Origin of the sequence: Candidatus Nitrosotalea okcheonensis (assembly GCF_900177045.1) — an archaeon.
GTDB lineage: Archaea > Thermoproteota > Nitrososphaeria > Nitrososphaerales > Nitrosopumilaceae > Nitrosotalea > Nitrosotalea okcheonensis.
In genome coordinates this window covers 428,028-444,611 of the sequence record NZ_LT841358.1, presented here as the reverse complement: position 1 = coordinate 444,611, position 16,584 = coordinate 428,028, and the positions used below count along the sequence as shown (strand labels likewise).

Below are 16,584 nucleotides of genomic sequence, written 5' to 3'. Positions count from 1 at the left end.
GTACAATATGCTACAAAAAAATGAATTCTTAGATTTTCTTTCACTACCCGGTATTGTTTTTGTTATAACATGTGACAACTTTGCCATATCATGAGGTGCTTTAAATTAATCACGTATTGATTAATGAAGTGATGCAACAAGTTATGTCATCTTTTTTAACACTAGCATACGTACAGATGAGACGGGATCACATGTGTCATCAAATAGGTATCATGTAGAGCCGCTAGTTTTTACATGGCATTTACGTCTCTCATCTGTACAGGATTTTGTCTGTTCCTGAGTGTGATCTTTGACAAATTTTCCGCACACTGCACAAGTCGGGGTAATTGCAATAGGTTTTCGTTCAAATTTCGTAAAACTTATCCCCCTGATCATTTTGTTCTATTACAACTAGGTTATTTTTATTCATAGACTGATCAAGCTGAATAATAGATCTCAGTATCAGTGCTGAAATGCCAATATGAGATGTAAGAAATGCAGCAGCCTCTTCGATTGCATTTTCACCTCTATAACCCTCATCATATGTCATTTCTATTATTCCCTTGTCAGTCTCTACAAGTGCAGTGATCAGTGAATATGGTCCAAGTTTTTCATTTTTTCTTTGAATGTATAGATTTAATGCAATATTTTGCACTACATGGCCACGTTCCAAAAATTTTCCACCGGATAATAATACGACTGTCTTATCAGGGACTCTGTCAATTCTTTCCGAGTCTGTAACTTCAACCACTTTCACCATGTAATAATTAAGTGACCATTATAGATAATCTTTGCCAGTATCTAGTCACAAAATTAAGAATTAAGATTTGAACTACTTTTCATAGTCTATTGTTCCGCCCTGACCATAAATCGCAGATATTGATACGGTACTAGTAACATGCGGAACACTTCTTACCTTGCCTATTGTTGAATCAACCTTTGTTACATCAGATGCTTGAATCTTGACAAAAATATCATATTTGCCCATTATTCCATTCACCTCGACTATGTTTGGCAATTCCTTTATTTTTTGTATGACTTCTTTTTCATTTCCAGGTATACATGTTGCAAGAATGTATGTAATCACGTTCTGCAATGCCATCCTAGACGTTAAATATCTTTTGAAAAAACCATGATAAATTTTTGAGCTGTTTTTCGGTCACATGTCATTTCAAGGAAAATTATCAGTGGTAAATTGACCGTAAAAATTTTCGATCATGTCTAAATATGACACTGCCAGTATTGATCATAATGAATAGAACTCTACGTGCATTTGCATAGATGGTATCTTGATACTGTCAGTTATGGCATAAAACTATCCTGCTGGATCAAGCTATGTTGCAAACGCGTTCTCTGACAAAGATGAGAAACTAAAACCATTCAAAACCGATAATGATGTTTTTCATGGAAAACGAAATATCTGTCCAAGCCAAAGCTTTTTGGCAGACTCACATACAAAGGGAGTCAAACAAATTCCAGACGTTTCACATCTTGTACAAAATGATGAAGATTCCGGAGTGGGTACTGTTGGGCACGATTATCTCAATGATCACCTAAAAGTGTGAAAGCTTGTATACGGTTCATTTTATGCAATCAAAAAGTTTGATGGCCTATTTGCAACACCACAAGGTGCACTAGACCCAGAATCCTGACGCGGGTACAAAATGAATCATCGTTTGGCGATATAATTAGAAGATATATTGCGGTGCTCAATGGAACATTTGCTCCATGTACGATTGGAAACTCGGGCAACATCAGATCATAATCCTACAAAACCCTTTTTTCTTTATTTTTTATCACATCACTAGACAATCTCTAAACCAATTTGTTACATTATTTGCACATAGTATAGTATCACAGTACAGCTAAAACTCTAAATGTGAAACTAAAAAACGATGCTACCGCCAGACTGATAAAAATGTCAGAAAGTGTCAGGGAGGAAATAACAAGAGATGTATTGGACACATTTGGTATTGACCTGTCAAATCAAGAACTAGTATATCATGATAAGACAAAACTTGTCTGGACTCAGCAGATTCGCGATAACAGTGCCTTGAAACAGGAACTTGATTCATTCCTGAGTCTAGTGAAAAACAATGTAGAACATCTACCTGAAATGATAAAATTTGAAAAGGAGTACCCTGGAGCCATCGAAGAGAACAATTCCCATGATTCCATATCTTACGATCTTGAGTTTCTCTGGATATGTGAGTCTCATGTGAAAAAATTTGAAAAAGAAAGATATCTACCACAAAATGAAATATCCCGATATGGTATTCGGATTCAAGAGCTAAAAGACAAGATACGACACATTACAATAGATAATCTTCAAAAGTGATACTTGAGCTACAAATGAATTTTGGAGATCCTTGACAAAACAACTACTGTGATCGAAGATACAAATATTGCAAGACCTGCCAACGGACCAAATTCTGGAATTACCGTAGCTCCAACCAATTCAAGTTCTGTAGAATTTGCAGGAATTGTGCAATCAAGTATGCGGATAGTATCAGTTTCACTCTGCGAACACAAGATCTGGTTTCCATCAACCTTCAACACTATATTTCCCCCAGGCGTATCAATTATTTTTTTTGGAATTTGATATTCTTGATTTACAGAGTTACCAGACATTTGTGATGTGTCCATTGAAATTTTGATTGTATTATCCGTGGCAGACACTGAAACATTGCCATATTTTATCATGTTTGTACCATTTGTTCTTATTTTTATCTCACTGTCAAAGACAGGAATTGTACTCAGCGTTCCAGAATTCAGTACAAAATGTAACTGACTCGAGGAATTGCTGTACTTGATATTGACAGTATATGTACCGCCCAACGAGTCATCATTTAATACAAAATCATGAACAAACAAATTGTTTAACAAGTTTACCTGCCCTACATCATAGACATTCCCCATGGGGTTTCGAACAATTATGTTTACCGGATTACTGTTTACAACCTGTCCAACAGATCCACTGATTATCACCTTATCTCCTGGCTGGTATGAATCCCTGTTTACAGACGCCGTAATTCCAGAACTATCTGCATAAATTGGGAGAATGATTGACGGTATAACAAGAAGCAAGATTAGAAAAATCATATTTTTTGATACATCCATCAAAAGTTTGTGATATTTCCATGATATTTAACTGTGGTTTTATGTTATTCAAAATCAAACGTCTATGTACTAGCCTAGAAGAATGAATCAAGACCTTTTTTTGCGACAGGTACTTCTTGTTGTTCCAAGAACTTGTTCATTTTCTCGCCCATTCCCTTTGCAGCTGTAACCTTGCGTTTTCCTATCCAATAATATGTTTCATCAGTTGTATCTTTAGCAATCAATACTACTAATTTACCATAATCTTTTCTTCCAGTACGACCTTTTCTCTGGACATATCGAATCGAACTTGGGACATTGTCGAAAAATACTACGAGATTAACTTCTGAAATATCAAGACCCTCCTCACCTACGCGAGTTGCAATTAACACCTTGTATTGCCCATCACGGAATTTCTGTATTGTCTCTATCTGTTTTTTCTGTTTAAGGCCGGTCTCGCCAGCCTTTCCTATCAGAAATCCAGAGGGGATTCCCATCTCGTTTAGTTTCCGGTGTATGACATCCACCGAATCCCTGTAGCTTGTAAAGACAAGTGCCTTTCCTGGAATGTCGCGCAATACCTCACTGAGTTTTTCCATTTTGGAATGCTCAATTCCTTTTTCCTGTGCCTGTTTTGCAAGCCTTACCGCCTTGCCAAAATTCACATCATTTTCAAACAAGTCTCTAATGCCGACTCCTTTTTTCTCTCGAGTTCTCTCACAAAACCTAAGAAAGGATGTAACACCATGAGATTCAAACACGTTTAGTGCATGAATGAGGCGGATGGCAGTAAAGAGTGGCTTGGCAGCTCGCCTGTTTTGTCTTAAAACAAATTCCCTTACACGCAAAAGTTCAGACATTGATCGGCTTCCTGAAAGATTAAGACCAAGTTTTTTGAGTTCAAGATACCTGGAATCAATTGTGGCTTTTATCAAGGCCTGAATCTCTTTCATCTCAGGTCCAAGTTCAACAGTAATCCACTGTGTGTCTGTTTGTTGAACGTATGGACTTACATCGGGACTCTCTTCTGTCCTCTGAGCTATACTTGTAATCTTTAGTATCTTTATCATCTCTTCTGCCTTTTGTTTCTCGCTTGGTAAAGTAGCAGTCATGCCAATTATTCTAACGTTCATGTTTACAAAACGCTCTGCAATTCCAGAATATGCGTAATCTCCAACTGTCCTATGTGCCTCATCAAATATTACAAGTGAAAACTGATCAGTGGAAACGATCTGTCTGTCAAGATCATTTTTTACAATTTCAGGAGTTGCACAAATTATGCTGCTTACCCAAAGTTTCTTTCTTTTTGCAAGTAGATCTTCTCCTGTAATAAGGACGATGTCATCAATTAACAAATTATTTTTTAAAAACTCATAATGCTGGTGTGCCAAGACTCGAGTAGGAGCCAAGAATAAGACCCCTCCTTTTCCTCTTGACAGAAATTCTGCAATCACATGCAATGCGACAGTAGTCTTACCAAGTCCTGTTGGAAGTACAATTAGACAATTTTCTGCAATTGCCTGTCTTGCCAGGTTGTTTTGATAATCCCTGTGTTCTATACTTAACTTTTTGATATACTTGTGTTCTACGAAATTACCACTCAATTAATCATGATTGTCATCATCTTGGTAAAAAGCTTGTTTAGAATAGAAAGTTGATCTTTACTTACTACTCTTTTCACTCCAAGATGTTTGTAATCTTATATTGGACTGTTATACAGTCTTCACATGAACAAGTCATTTGACCGTCCTACATGGGACGAGTATTTTATGCTCCAGGCAGAATTAGCAAAATTACGATCAAATTGCATTACAAGACAAGTTGGAGCAGTAATTGTACGAGAAAACAGACAGATTGCCACAGGCTATAATGGGACGCCTCCGGGGGTAAAAAATTGCTTCGAGGGAGGCTGTAAAAGATGCCAACTTCGAATGGAAGGCAAAGTTGCATCAGGTGAAGGTCTTGACAGGTGCCTATGCAACCATGCTGAAGCAAATGCCATAATGCATTGTGCTATACTCGGGGTAGGCTCTGGGACCAAAAATTCTACCTTGTATACCACATTTATCACATGTTTAGAGTGTAGCAAGATGGCAATCACAATCGGGATTAAAAAAATAGTCTGCCTTGGGAATTATCCTGAGACGGATTATGAATTATTACATGAAGCTGGGTTAGAAGTAGTGATTTTGGACAAGAGCAGGATAAATCATTGGATAAAGGTTCTCCTTGAAGAGCCAGACGCCAATCTTACGCCAAAGTGATGGAACCATGTCAAATGTAATAGAAGAAGTGACAACCTCCATGCCACCGGCACTATTGGTGTCGGCAGCATATGATGGCCTAAAAAAATGTGCGGTGCTCAAGTTTTATGAACCAAAATCTCAAACGCTAAAACTTTGGTTCGATAATACAGGACATAAACCATATTGCTATTCCAAACTCACCCCAGAGGAACTGACGTTCTTGTCAAACAGAACAGATGTATTAAAACTCGAAAATGTCAAGCGAGAAGATTTGCTAAAAGACCGAATGATTGACGTGACAAAGATCATAGTAGCAGATCCACTTGCAATTGGTGGTACCCAGACTGACAAGAGTATAAGGAACACCATTGAGACGTGGGAGTCAGATATCAAATATTATGAAAACTATCTTTATGACAATTCGTTAATTGTAGGCAGATATTACACCATTGAAAATGGCGCACTCAAAGAATATTCACATCCGATACCAGACGAGGTCCAGCTTGCGCTAAAAGGGCTATTGTTTGACAAGATAACAAACATTGGAATAATAGACACAAAGGAATTTCAAAACCACATCAGTGAATGGGCAAATCTTCTCAATCAACCAGTGCCCAACATACGAAGAATTACCTTTGATATCGAAGTAGAATCGGAGACGGGAAGAATCCCTGATCCTAAAATTGCTGACAAGAAAATTACTGCAATAGGGTTTTGTGCAAGTGATGATTTCAAGACAGTCTTTGTCCTAAAACGGGCAGGACTACAGATGGGAAATAATGAGCTTCCAAAGGATGTCAAGATCAGTTTCTATGAAGAAGACAAGGAGGCAGACATGTTAAGAGATGCGTTCAAAATCTTGGAAAATTATCCATTTGTAATAACCTTCAACGGAGATGAATTTGACATGCCTTTCATGTACAACAGAGCAGAAAGACTAGGTGTTCCATTAAAGGAAATTCCATTGGTGATGATGCGCGATTCTGCAACTCTTAAGAAAGGCGTGCATATTGACTTGTACCGAACATTTTCCAATCGCTCATTTCAAATCTATGCTTTTTCACACAGGTATAATGATTTTTCACTGAACACAATATGCGAAGGACTGATTGATGAATCCAAGACAGAGTATGAGGGAGAACTGGGAGATCTCTCTCTTTACGAATTGGGAAACTATTGTTTCAATGATTCAAGAATCACGCAAAAGCTTACAAGTTTTAATAATGATTTGTTGATGAATCTTCTTGTAGTCATAACAAGAATTGGGCGCATGCCGATTGATGACATATCGAGAATGGGCGTATCCCAATGGATTCGAAGTCTGTTTTATTATGAACATCGAAAACATAATTATTTGATACCACGACGGGAAGAACTTGATCAAAAATCAGGTACCGCATCAACAGAAGCTGTTATCAAAGACAAAAAGTATCGCGGAGGTCTAGTAGTAGAACCCACAGAAGGAATTCATTTCAATGTCTCTGTAATGGACTTTGCAAGTCTATACCCCAGCATAATCAAGGTGAGAAATCTATCCTATGAGACAGTGAGATGTATTCATGACGAATGTAAAAAAAACATGATTCCTGGAACCACCCATTGGGTTTGTACCAAGAAAAACGGTCTGACTGCCATGTTAATTGGCTCGCTCAGGGACCTGCGTGTAAACTATTACAAGAGCTTATCAAAAAATCCAAGTCTCTCTGCAAATCAAAAACAATTGTACACAGTAGTAAGCCAAGCACTCAAGGTCATTTTGAATGCGAGCTATGGTGTAATGGGTGCAGAGATATTTCCATTATATTGCCTGCCGGTTGCGGAAGCAACAACGGCGGTTGGGAGGTTTACAATTTTAGAGACAATTGAAAAATGCAAATCGGTTGGAATCGAGGTTTTATACGGAGACAGCGTACTCCCAGATACACCAATTACAATTCGCAGAAAAGACGGGGCGATTGATTTGATTCCAATAGAGACACTGATGCCAAAAACAATAAGCGATACAAGATATGACAAGATTAGAGACATTGAAGTACTGACAGAGAAGGGGTTTACAAAAATAAAATACGTCTACCGACACAAGGTAAAGAAAAAAGGATATCGAATTCTTACCAGAAAGGGATTTGTGGAATGTACTGAAGATCACAGCCTAGTCATCAATGGAAAAAATGTAAAACCATCAGAGCTAAAAGTGGGAGACAGAATTAATCTTATTTCAGTTAAAACAGAATCCAGATTACATGTAAATGCTGATCTAGTGTGGTTATTTGGTCTCTTTATTGCAAAAGGCACATGTAATACAGATAGACATGAAAGTCATATTCAATATTCATGGAGAATTGTAGACCAAGACAAAAAGTCATTACAAAAAGCACAGAAAATCATACATGAGCATTTGGCTTTAGAAACAATCATCAAGGGTGTCCACAAAAGGTCTTCTGCATATGCGTTAGTTCCAAAGAATAACCACAAACTGTTTGTGGATTATTTTAGACTTTTTTGCTATCGCGATGACCACAAGGGAGTACCACAATCCGTACTGAATGCAAACAATGAGGCAAAAAGGGCATTCATGAACGGAATGTTGGGTAGAGATTACCATACCGACATAACTGGAATGACAATAGATCAAATACACAAGACCGTCATTGCTGGAATCATTGTCATGTTGGAGCAGTTAGGACTGGACTATTCGTTGCAAATAAGAAAAAACAAGCCATGCACATGTAGACTAGAAATAATTAAAGATCAAAAAACCATGAGAGTAAAACAATCAGATATCATCAAAAAAATTGAAAAATTCAACATAAGCGGATATGTGTATGATTTGGAAACAAAGAATCATCATTTTTGTGGTGGATTAGGCAATGTCTTGTTACATAATACGGATTCATTGTTTTTGAAATCTCCATCACAAGATCAGGTGCAAGGCGTAGTAGAATGGGCAAAAACAGAGTTTGGAGTTGATTTGGATTTAGACAAGGAATATCGTTATGTAGTATTTAGTAAAAGAAAGAAAAACTATCTCGGAGTACAAAAAGATGGTAAGGTAGATGTCAAAGGCCTGACTGGAAAAAAATCACATACTCCACCATTTATTAGAAATCTGTTTTATGAAATACTTGAAATCTTGTCACAAGTACAAAACGAACAGGAGTTCTCCCAGTCCAAGACAAAGATTGGTGATATGATATCAAGTTATGCAAAAAAATTAAAGGCAAGGCAGATTCCGCTTGTAGAACTTGCATTCAATGTAATGATAAGCAAGGCTCCTGCAGAATATGTTAAAACCATCCCTCAACACATCAGAGCTGCCAAACTTTTAGAACAGACAAGAGAGATAAAAAAAGGTGACATTATTTCATATGTCAAGATAATAAACAAACCAGGGGTAAAGCCTACCGAGATGGCAAGGCCGGATGAGATTGATACTCCGAAATACATGGAGTTTATGGAAAGTACGTTTGACCAAATATTGTCTTCAATGGACTTGGATTTTGCAAGCTTGATTGGGGAACCAAAACAGACCGGGTTGGATCAATTTTTCTGGAAGTAGCTAGACATACAATTAATGTTGATCGGTTTCGGGCCTCGAAAAAATTGTTAAAACCAGATATTCACCCTGAAAATGAGCAAATATTTACACCTGTGTGTCAAGTCCATCAGTACTAAAATTTATAAATAAAGTTATAGAAATTACAAATATGAGAAAAGATTCATGTAGAAATTGTGGTATAACTATGGAAGAATTTCAACGTTGCACCATATGTAGTGAGGTAAACCAGTTTGTCTGCACCACTTGTAGAAAGGCAAGCGATGAGCAGGTTCACCCAAAATGTAATCTGATCGCAAAAGATGTTGTATGCAATTAGATATTTTTCAAGTATCCAAAATTTGACCAGTTTTGCTTTATTGAAAAAAGGCCATTCAACTCCAAACCAAAAGAGTGTTTTTGAACAAATAACAGATCATCGAGTCTGAAAATCCCAGTTTTTTTATTTGTCAAAAAGATCAAAATTTGAAATATTATTATATCACTGTAAAATGATGAGCCTTACACAAATGAGTTTTCTTGACTTGTATATGAATCGGAATCCGTTGATAACAAGCCCTAGTGAAGAAGGAGATGTATCGGCAATAGTTTATGGAATTCCCTTTGACTCTACACATTCATTTAGGCCTGGAACAAGATTTGGTCCAGATGCAGTACGCCAGGCTTTTAACAATATTGAAATATTTTCAACAAGATTTAACGTAGATTTAGAAAGTGTCAATATCGAAGACCTTGGAAATACATATCATACAGTAGTTGCAACCGAAGTGCTCGACATGATTGGAAAGATAACAACTGAGCTTGCAGAAAGAAACAAGCAGATGATCATTTTAGGTGGAGAACATCTGATTACATATGGCACATACATGGCATTTCCAAAGGATACAGGTTACATAGTATTTGATGCCCATTATGATTTAAGAGATGAATATGCAGACATTAAGCTGAGCCATGCAGCATATCTTAGAAGAATCATCGAAAAACGCGGAGCTGAAAATATTGTCCATGTAGGTGCAAGATCATTTGTAAAAGAAGAGCTGGCATTCAAGACAGAACATAAGATAAACGTTGTAACAGACAAAGACATCAGAGAGGGCAGAGGACCAAAAATGGTCAAAGACTTTATGTCAACTTTTGACAAGATCTATGTCAGCATTGATTTGGATGTGCTAGACCCAGCATTTGCACCTGGGGTTGGGAATCCAGAGGCCATGGGAATAACATCACGAGAGTTATTTGACATGATATACGCATTAGAGGGTAACACTATAAGATGTATGGACATAGTTGAACTCTGTCCGCCATATGATAATGGTGCAACAGCCTCTGTTGCCGCAAAACTAATGTCTGAAGTCATAGCAATGAATTTATCCCGTAAGTAACTTAAGGCAGAAATAAAATTACCATCTAGTGGAAGAAAACATTTCAAACCTTGCCAAAAAAGGCATTCAGTTGATGACAGAGGGTGGTTTTGAGAAGGCATCAAGTCATTTTGATCAAGCAATAATAATGCAGCCAAGCAACCCGGATTTGCTCAACAGAAAAGGAATTTCCCTGCGCGGCCTGGGAAGATATGATGAGGCCATTGAATGTTTCAACAAGTCTCTCCAACTGGACCCAAGAGATTTAGACGCTTCTTGATGTCAGACCATTATTTGTGGCCTTTTTGCCATGCTTCGACCCATGTTTATTCTCATGAAAGGTTTCCCCTTGGTTTCTTCTTTGATGTTTGTGATGAATTCTTCAACTGATAGATTATGTGGATCTTTTGACTTTCTATCCCTAATAGATAGAGTAGTAGAATTGACTTCTTTTTCACCGATGACTATGATGTATCGTATCCATTCAGTCTCTGCATCCCGGATACTCTTACTTACGCTTTCATTTCTGTCATCTACATCTACGCGTATGTCATTTTCTGTGAGTTTGTCTGCAAGTTTTTCACAATAGTCCAGAAACTCGGGTTTTACAGGAATTAATCGTACTTGGGTGGGGGCAAGCCACAATGGGAACATGGGCTTTCTTCCCTCTCTCTGGTCCTTTGCTGCTTTCTCCAATAACGTGTATATCACTCTCTCAATTGCACCGCTAGGAGAGTTGTGCAAAATTATTGGGCTCTGAGGTTTGTTGGTGTCATCCATGAACTCAATGTTGTATCTTTTTCCATTTTCTACATCAATTTGATCGGTTGATAATGCAGAAGCTTTTCCGAGATTGTCCACATAGTTAAATTCCCATTTTAGTACAAAGTAGAAAAATCTCTCCTTCCACATCTCAACAAGCACTGGCTTGCCAATCTTTGCCACAATCTCTTCAATTAGTGATTTATTTTCATTGTAAAACTCTTCGGTAAATCGAATCGCCATTTCATAATCTTCGCTTTCAATGCCAAGTCCTTTTATGACATCACGTGACAAATCAAATCTTTTTCTAAACTCTTCTTTTGCTTGGTTCATATCCATACACATGGCATGACAATCAGGCATTGTAAAGGCACGTAATCTTCTAAGCCCCACAAGTTCTCCAGACTGTTCCCTTCTGAAACTATACCTTGTAAGCTCATACAGTTTTAACGGCAGATTCTTGTATGATAGTTGAAAGTCTTTTGCCATCAAGAACTGACCAAAACATGCTGCAAATCTCAGGAAAAGGTGTTTTCCTTCTGAATCAATGCTATACTGTCGCGCCGGAAATCTGTGAAAATAACTTTCCATGCTAGGATGATGTGAATCATACATTATTGGAGTCTCGACTTCAAACCCCCCATATTCCATTACCTTGTCTGTGACATATCGTTCAATCAAAGATTTCATGAGCCTGCCATTTGGATAGAACCTCATGTTGCCAGCATCTGATGCAGGTTCATAATCTGCGATTGCCAATTTTTTCATTAATTTTACATGAGGCGGAGGCTCGTCGACTGCTCTTTTCTTAGCAGCTTCATATTTTGCCAACACTTCGAGATTTTGGTATTTTGCAAAATTGAATTTGTCAATGTCATGCAGTTTGCCATCAGGGGTAAGTATGTGCCAATATGATATGATTTTGGATTCCGCTTTTAGTGCATTTGATGACGAGTCTTTTTCTTCTCCAGCTGTTATTGTTTTAGAATTTTCAGCCAATGGGTGTCCTTTGACCTGAAGTTTATACGATTTTGTCCATCCAAATGGTGCCCTATGCACCTCCAGACCTTTGGCGTTTTTTTCCATATCTTGGAGTAAAAGCAATGCAGTGGTGGGAGATGCAAGCTTTGAGCTCAAGTGAGCATAAGGATACAACAATAATTTAGAACAGCCAATTTTTTGCATGGATTCTGAGATTTCAACTATTGCCTTTTTTGCAACAACTTCATTATCTAGTTCTTCTACTGCCACAAATGCAACCACAATCTCTTCAAGGCGTTTTGTTTGAGGATCTATTTCCTCAGCAGATTTTATTTCCTTTTTTACCGGTGTATATTCGATATAATCGCAATGTAACTGCAATATTCGCATGTTTTATTTTTGTTTTGGTTGTTGAATTAAACTTTATGCCAAAATGAACATGCGATGATAAAAAATATTCAAAAAAAACTTTGGGCCATTAAAGGAACATACTAGAAATCACCTACGTTTCATTTTCTCAAGCTTGGTGGTTATTCGAACTATTTTTTCGATTATCTCATCATTGCTACCCTTTCCAGCCAAAAACTTGACTAGCCAATCTATCTCTTCATTGTTAAGTAGGTTTTCCATAGATATAATCACTTGATTCGTGGACATCCATAAGTATTTTCATTACTGTACAACTATACTGATTTTATTACGACATCATCACGGTTGTAGAGTATTTTTTCATGCGTTATGGTTATGGTACAGTTTTGTTTGAACTTCATCTCTTTTTTGTTTCCTACAGAATCTTTGAAGATCACACTAGGCTCTTGGATCACGTCAATCTTGTATTGTGTTCCTTGTTTTAGTTTCTTTAATTCCTGGCAACCTTGCATGTTGATAAGCAGAGAACATGCAACGGAATTTGATTCTGATGTAGACATTAATGGTTTTGTGATTTGCAATTATAAAAACGGTTGTGTCATGTACAGCATGGGTTAATTTTGATTTTATGATGTTTATAAAAAAATTTAAACATGTTGCAAAATCAATTCAAGTTACCCCCTCCTGAGAGTCTTTTTCCTTTTTATCATAAGAGTATAAAGAATCATCACGTACATAGGTGCCTGCATCTCTAAACTTACTTGAAGTATCATCTTTTTTACTGTACCAGCGTCTAAAAATTATTGCTGCAGGACCACCGATCAAACTAAGAAGTAGGGGATAAATCCAACTATCCATAATACATGTGCCGCCACATTTTAATTTCGTCAAATAATCATCCAATAAAAATCCGTCTTAGATTATCAGGTTTTTAGAATATTGGAAATAAAGCACGTATTATGGTCTGATAACTTTCATCGGTAACATATTGTTTGAGAACATTTGCAATGTTTATCATAATTAGTAATGTATATCATGCTTTGCGATTGTGACATGTTGTCACAAGTAATATTATTTTTCCCAAAAGACAAGAGACATCATATTCTCTATGATTATGCGCATATTGAAAAAATCGGACTAATTAGAGACATCATGGTTTAAAGTCTTGCCCAATTCGCTTTTTAAAATAGCAACTTGTTCAAGATTTCTAAACATCTCATCAATTTCTTTTAAAATGACACATAATTCAAGTACTTGTTCATAATTCATTCCTATTTTGTCAGGTACATAGTAGTGAAATGATAGTAATTCTTCCACAATTTCCCATAACTTCTCAATAGGCAATTTTCTTAATTCTTTTTCAAAGTATTTGTGATGTGATCTCAAATAGATATAGTCCTTTGTGCTGTGAAGAAAATTCTAGACATTACAATTTACAATAATTATCACGAGGACATATAATATATCAAGTGGGGAAGGTTTAACACGTATTTGGTTCCAATTTGGCATGACTTCCGAATAAGAAAATTAGAACCACATCACATTACAATGTACAAGTTATATCAATACAGTATCCACATAGAATGATCTTTTTCCACATCATTTCAATTTTTTTCTCGATTTTTCTAGATCTTCATTTTTAGCATCAAGTGATTCATGCGGATCTTATAGTACAATATGTACCTGTTCTAGATCTTGATTTTATACACTTCATCCATGGAAGATATTTGTTATTCTGTTTTTCCACAATTTCAACTTGCAAGCATTTTACTCAAATTGTTAATACCGCAATAACTATTCATCATGCTTTTCATTTAGATCAGTTTTTGGCAGGGTGAAAAAAATTGTAGTGCCCTTCCCAACTTCACTCTCAAGCCAAATTTTTCCACCTAATGCTTCCACTATACCTTTGCAGATCACCAAGCCCAATCCAGTTCCACCATGTCTTCTTTTAAGAGATGTATCAATCTGATAAAATTTTTTGAAAAGATTATTTTGTTTTTCTTTTGGTATTCCACTACCATTATCTTTTACATAAAAAACAACATGATTGTTATTTCCTTGTGCGTTAATTTCTATACTGCCATGATTTTGTGGTACAAAATCAACTGCGTTTTTTATCAAATTGGCAAACACTTGACTTAATCGATACTGATCGCTCACTATGTTTGTTCTTTCTTTGGTAGTGTTGACGAAGAGTATTTTTTTATCACTCATTAATTTTGAATGTGTTTGGATTTGCTCGTCTAGGAATTCTTTAACTTCAAACTCCTTTTTGTTAAACTTCATTCTTTCTAAATCTATTTTCTGGGTATCCATTATGTCACTGATTAATCTTTCCAGCTTGGTAGTTTCTGTACTAATTTTCTCAACTGCGTTAATCTGTTCACTATTTAATGGTCCAAGAATACTATTGTCCTCTCTGAGCATTTCTGCATATCCACTGATTGTGACTAGAGGAGTTTTCAATTCATGTGAAACCATAGTAGTAAATTCTTCTTTGGCTATGTCTGTTTCTCGTAATTGTTGAGATTGTACCTGTAATTCAATATTAGATCTTTCAAGTTTTTGTCGTTCTGCCAATTTCTTATTTACTACAAGAGTTGTGATAACGGTTAAAATTACTGCAAGGCCAGTTCCTAAAATTATCACATATTCAGTAGTGAGTATAGCTGACTGGGTATCTAGATTTCGTTTAGATAATAATTGTTGTTCTTCATTTTTTATGTTCTCTACTACTTGACGAATTTCATCCATGGTTTTTTTCCCTTTGAGTGTATCAAAATTTTTAACAAGATCTAATGTGTTATTGCTCTTGCGAAGATTTATGTTTAAATCAAGTAAATCCAGTCTTTTTTTCACCAATGGTTCCAATTTATCCATATTGGATTGTTGAACAGGGTTATCCATCGTAAGTTGTCTTAATGCCTTGATCTGATCATCAATCTGAGATATTGCAGAATTGTAGGGTTCCAAGAAATTTTCTTGTCCAGTAATTAGATATCCACGCTGACCAGTTTCGGCATCCACCATTGTTTTCATGAAATAGTCTGCTTTGTCAATCACTGTAAAAGTATGCGATAACCAGTTTTCATTTTGAATCAAATTATTTATACTGATAAATGATACACATGATACTATGGAAAATGCAATAATCGGCAATAGCGTTCCAACAATTATCCAAGAAGTGTAAGAATTTACTTGAAACATAACACATCCCTCCTAAAACAGGCATAAAGGAAGCAGGTCATTTTGTACACACCACCTTGCTATTCTTGTCTCCATCATACAATCCATGTAACGCGTCAATATCACAGGCAGAGATATACGGATAATCTGGAAGCATTGAATGCATTAGATCTTCTATAGCAGTAGAGTGGCCAAGTCCCAGAGCATGACCAAATTCATGTCTCATTATTGCCTCAAGTCTATCGGCATCAAGCTTGTTTGCCTTGAAGATGGTTATTTTGGACTTAAGTATTTGATTGCCATCTACAAGAGATTTGGTATATCCAGAATATCCGTCAGGATTCACATCACTTGTAAGTATTATTTCAATGTCTCCCACTCCATTAGGAGATCCATTTATGTCAAATTTTTGTGGTATGTATAACGTGGTAGGTTTTTCGGATGCTTGTTCAGTAGCTCCTTCCCACCCAACATAATATGTGGAAGAAGTTCCCTGTGGACCTTTACCTGTTTGTGAATCATCTATAGATACAACTTTAGTAGATAAGATTGCATCTTTTATGGCATTTATCATGTCTTGTGAGACTTTTGCTTCGTTAACAACATGAACGTGAATCACTCTTCCATTGTCAATATTCCATGATACCCATGTATCTACAGTATCGCCTTGTAGATTCTGGATTACATAGTTTGAGTTGTAATTTGACATGTCGTGGGATATAGCTTTGTTCACAATTTGATTTTCATAGTAAGAATAGCCTACAAATCCCAATGAAACTACAACCGCAATACCTAAAACCGATACATAATACCATTTACGAGCTCTTTTTTCAGTCTTTTCCCCATCATGTACTATCTCTTCAAGAATAATTTTTTCTTGTCCCAATTCTTTGGATTTTTGTGATTCATCAACTAGTTTTCTTTCTAGATCTTGTTTTAATTTTCCCATCTCATCCATTTGTGACGATATCGAATCGTTGACTTCCTTTAGAAGGATTTTTTCTTGTTCTAACTCTTTTATCTTATCACTTTCAAACAGCTTTTC

Annotated in this window: 17 protein-coding genes; 6 read left to right on the top strand and 11 right to left on the bottom strand. The window is 36.5% G+C overall.

Annotated features, from left to right (window positions below; all coding sequences use genetic code 11):
- Positions 1–343: 343 nt before the first annotated feature.
- Together BQ3481_RS02700 and BQ3481_RS02695 are read right to left on the bottom strand one after the other, a co-directional pair.
- Complete coding sequence (locus BQ3481_RS02700; protein ID WP_231911843.1) at positions 344–739, bottom strand: hypothetical protein; 396 nt, start codon at positions 737–739, stop codon at positions 344–346.
- Between the two features lie 72 nt (positions 740–811).
- A complete protein-coding gene (locus tag BQ3481_RS02695) occupies positions 812–1,081 on the bottom strand; it encodes an Lrp/AsnC ligand binding domain-containing protein (RefSeq protein WP_231911842.1) in 270 nt (89 codons plus the stop codon).
- Between the two features lie 337 nt (positions 1,082–1,418).
- On the opposite strand from BQ3481_RS02695, the gene BQ3481_RS11835 reads away from it, so the two are divergent.
- Both BQ3481_RS11835 and BQ3481_RS02690 read left to right on the top strand, forming a co-directional pair.
- On the top strand, positions 1,419–1,544 hold the full coding sequence (locus tag BQ3481_RS11835) for a hypothetical protein (protein ID WP_255408330.1): 126 nt from the start codon (positions 1,419–1,421) through the stop codon (positions 1,542–1,544).
- A gap of 314 nt (positions 1,545–1,858) precedes the next feature.
- Entirely contained in the window at positions 1,859–2,317 is a 459-nt protein-coding gene (locus tag BQ3481_RS02690; RefSeq protein ID WP_157926858.1) for a hypothetical protein, read from the top strand.
- A gap of 8 nt (positions 2,318–2,325) precedes the next feature.
- Here the strand turns inward: BQ3481_RS02690 and BQ3481_RS02685 are convergent, their stop codons facing one another.
- Together BQ3481_RS02685 and BQ3481_RS02680 are read right to left on the bottom strand one after the other, a co-directional pair.
- A complete protein-coding gene (locus tag BQ3481_RS02685) occupies positions 2,326–3,099 on the bottom strand; it encodes a hypothetical protein (protein WP_157926857.1) in 774 nt (257 codons plus the stop codon).
- Positions 3,100–3,173: 74 nt separating this feature from the next.
- Positions 3,174–4,682 (bottom strand): DEAD/DEAH box helicase, encoded by a 1,509-nt coding sequence (locus BQ3481_RS02680; protein WP_157926856.1) that lies wholly within the window; start codon positions 4,680–4,682, stop codon positions 3,174–3,176.
- Positions 4,683–4,805: 123 nt separating this feature from the next.
- On the opposite strand from BQ3481_RS02680, the gene BQ3481_RS02675 reads away from it, so the two are divergent.
- The 4 genes from BQ3481_RS02675 to BQ3481_RS02655 all read left to right on the top strand — a co-directional run bounded on the left by BQ3481_RS02675 (position 4,806) and on the right by BQ3481_RS02655 (position 10,518).
- Complete coding sequence (locus BQ3481_RS02675) at positions 4,806–5,342, top strand: deoxycytidylate deaminase (protein ID WP_157926855.1); 537 nt, start codon at positions 4,806–4,808, stop codon at positions 5,340–5,342.
- 7 nt (positions 5,343–5,349) lie between these two features.
- Positions 5,350–8,880 carry a DNA-directed DNA polymerase I gene (locus tag BQ3481_RS11710; RefSeq protein WP_231911892.1) on the top strand — a complete coding sequence of 1,177 codons (3,531 nt, stop codon included), beginning with the start codon at positions 5,350–5,352 and terminating at the stop codon, positions 8,878–8,880.
- 506 nt (positions 8,881–9,386) lie between these two features.
- Positions 9,387–10,259 (top strand): agmatinase, encoded by an 873-nt coding sequence (gene speB / locus BQ3481_RS02660; RefSeq protein WP_157928440.1) that lies wholly within the window; start codon positions 9,387–9,389, stop codon positions 10,257–10,259.
- A gap of 28 nt (positions 10,260–10,287) precedes the next feature.
- Positions 10,288–10,518 (top strand): tetratricopeptide repeat protein, encoded by a 231-nt coding sequence (locus BQ3481_RS02655; protein ID WP_231911841.1) that lies wholly within the window; start codon positions 10,288–10,290, stop codon positions 10,516–10,518.
- 2 nt (positions 10,519–10,520) lie between these two features.
- Here BQ3481_RS02655 and BQ3481_RS02650 read toward each other — a convergent pair whose 3' ends face one another.
- From BQ3481_RS02650 to BQ3481_RS02625, 7 genes are all read right to left on the bottom strand, one after another.
- Positions 10,521–12,371, bottom strand: a complete 1,851-nt coding sequence (locus tag BQ3481_RS02650) for a threonine--tRNA ligase (protein WP_157926854.1) — start codon at positions 12,369–12,371, stop codon at positions 10,521–10,523.
- A 108-nt stretch (positions 12,372–12,479) separates the two neighbouring features.
- Positions 12,480–12,611 carry a hypothetical protein gene (locus BQ3481_RS11830; RefSeq protein ID WP_255408329.1) on the bottom strand — a complete coding sequence of 44 codons (132 nt, stop codon included), beginning with the start codon at positions 12,609–12,611 and terminating at the stop codon, positions 12,480–12,482.
- Between the two features lie 53 nt (positions 12,612–12,664).
- Entirely contained in the window at positions 12,665–12,910 is a 246-nt protein-coding gene (locus tag BQ3481_RS02645; RefSeq protein ID WP_157926853.1) for a hypothetical protein, read from the bottom strand.
- A 109-nt stretch (positions 12,911–13,019) separates the two neighbouring features.
- Positions 13,020–13,208 carry a hypothetical protein gene (locus tag BQ3481_RS02640; RefSeq protein ID WP_157926852.1) on the bottom strand — a complete coding sequence of 63 codons (189 nt, stop codon included), beginning with the start codon at positions 13,206–13,208 and terminating at the stop codon, positions 13,020–13,022.
- A gap of 279 nt (positions 13,209–13,487) precedes the next feature.
- The gene (locus BQ3481_RS02635; RefSeq protein ID WP_157926851.1) at positions 13,488–13,694 is read right to left on the bottom strand and encodes a hypothetical protein; all 207 of its coding nucleotides are present in this window, start codon (positions 13,692–13,694) and stop codon (positions 13,488–13,490) included.
- A 450-nt stretch (positions 13,695–14,144) separates the two neighbouring features.
- Complete coding sequence (locus BQ3481_RS02630; protein ID WP_157926850.1) at positions 14,145–15,560, bottom strand: sensor histidine kinase; 1,416 nt, start codon at positions 15,558–15,560, stop codon at positions 14,145–14,147.
- Between the two features lie 37 nt (positions 15,561–15,597).
- A complete protein-coding gene (locus BQ3481_RS02625) occupies positions 15,598–16,497 on the bottom strand; it encodes a matrixin family metalloprotease (protein WP_162287729.1) in 900 nt (299 codons plus the stop codon).
- Positions 16,498–16,584 lie beyond the last annotated feature (87 nt).